At 53.1% G+C, this 1519-nt stretch carries 1 pseudogene; it reads left to right on the top strand.

Going from position 1 to position 1519, the window contains the following annotated elements:
* Positions 1 to 1519 (top strand): annotated as a pseudogene (locus OSC10802_RS43230) (Calx-beta domain-containing protein); the annotation flags it as partial.

The raw sequence follows: 1519 nt of genomic DNA, 5'->3' as shown, positions 1-1519 counted from the left end.
GAATTGCTGTTGACAGCGTTACGGCTTCCATTACAGATAACGACAGTGCCGGTGTGACGGTTAGCCAAACCAGCCTCAGCGCGACGGAAGGGGGTGCCGGTGAGAGTTATCAAATCTCCCTGCAATCCCAACCGGCATCTGAAGTTACGGTACAATTTGACACCGGCAGTCAAATTCAGCCAATTGCGCAACTCACCTTCACTCCCGCAAATTGGAATAATCCGCAAGTCGTTATTGTAGCGGCGGTAGAGGATGCCGTTGCAGAAGGAAATCACACCGGCACGATTACCCACACGGCTGTCAGTGCGGATGCCAACTATGACGGAATTGCTGTTGACAGCGTTACGGCTTCCATTACAGATAACGACAGTGCCGGTGTGACAGTTAGCCAAACCAGCCTCAGCGCGACGGAAGGGGGTGCCGGTGAGAGTTATCAAATCTCCCTGCAATCCCAACCGGCATCTGAAGTTACGGTACAATTTGATACCGGCAGTCAAATTCAGCCAATTGCGCAACTCACCTTCACTCCCGCAAATTGGAATAATCCGCAAGTCGTTATTGTAGCGGCGGTAGAGGATGCCGTTGCAGAAGGAAATCACACCGGCACGATTACCCACACGGCTGTCAGTGCGGATGCCAACTATGACGGAATTGCTGTTGACAGCGTTACGGCTTCCATTACAGATAACGACAGTGCCGGTGTGACGGTTAGCCAAACCAGCCTCAGCGCGACGGAAGGGGGTGCCGGTGAGAGTTATCAAATCTCCCTGCAATCCCAACCGGCATCTGAAGTTACGGTACAATTTGACACCGGCAGTCAAATTCAGCCAATTGCCGAACTCACCTTCACTCCCGCAAATTGGAATAATCCGCAAGTCGTTATTGTAGCGGCGGTAGAGGATGCCGTTGCAGAAGGAAATCACACCGGCACAATTACCCACACGGCTGTCAGTGCGGATGCCAATTATAGCGGAATTGGGATTAACGCCACAGTTGTGTCGATTACAGATAACGACAGTGCCGGTGTGACGGTTAGCCAAACCAGCCTCAGCGCGACGGAAGGGGGTGCCGGTGAGAGTTATCAAATCTCCCTGCAATCCCAACCGGCATCTGAAGTTACGGTACAATTTGACACCGGCAGTCAAATTCAGCCAATTGCGCAACTCACCTTCACTCCCGCAAATTGGAATAATCCGCAAGTCGTTATTGTAGCGGCGGTAGAGGATGCCGTTGCAGAAGGAAATCACACCGGCACGATTACCCACACGGCTGTCAGTGCGGATGCCAATTATAGCGGAATTGCTGTTGACAGCGTTACGGCTTCCATTACAGATAACGACAGTGCCGGTGTGACGGTTAGCCAAACCAGCCTCAGCGCGACGGAAGGGGGTGCCGGTGAGAGTTATCAAATCTCCCTGCAATCCCAACCGGCATCGCCGCTAACGCTAACGCTATCGGAGGGAACGCCTGTCCTACGTCCGTTCCCTAAGTGGCTAGTGCTATACCGCGCGTTCCGCGC

Source organism: Kamptonema formosum PCC 10802, from assembly GCF_000332335.1.
Lineage (GTDB): Bacteria > Cyanobacteriota > Cyanobacteriia > Cyanobacteriales > Oscillatoriaceae > Oscillatoria.
The sequence above is the reverse complement of the archived record's forward strand: the minus strand, read 5'-3'. Positions and strand labels throughout refer to the sequence as shown.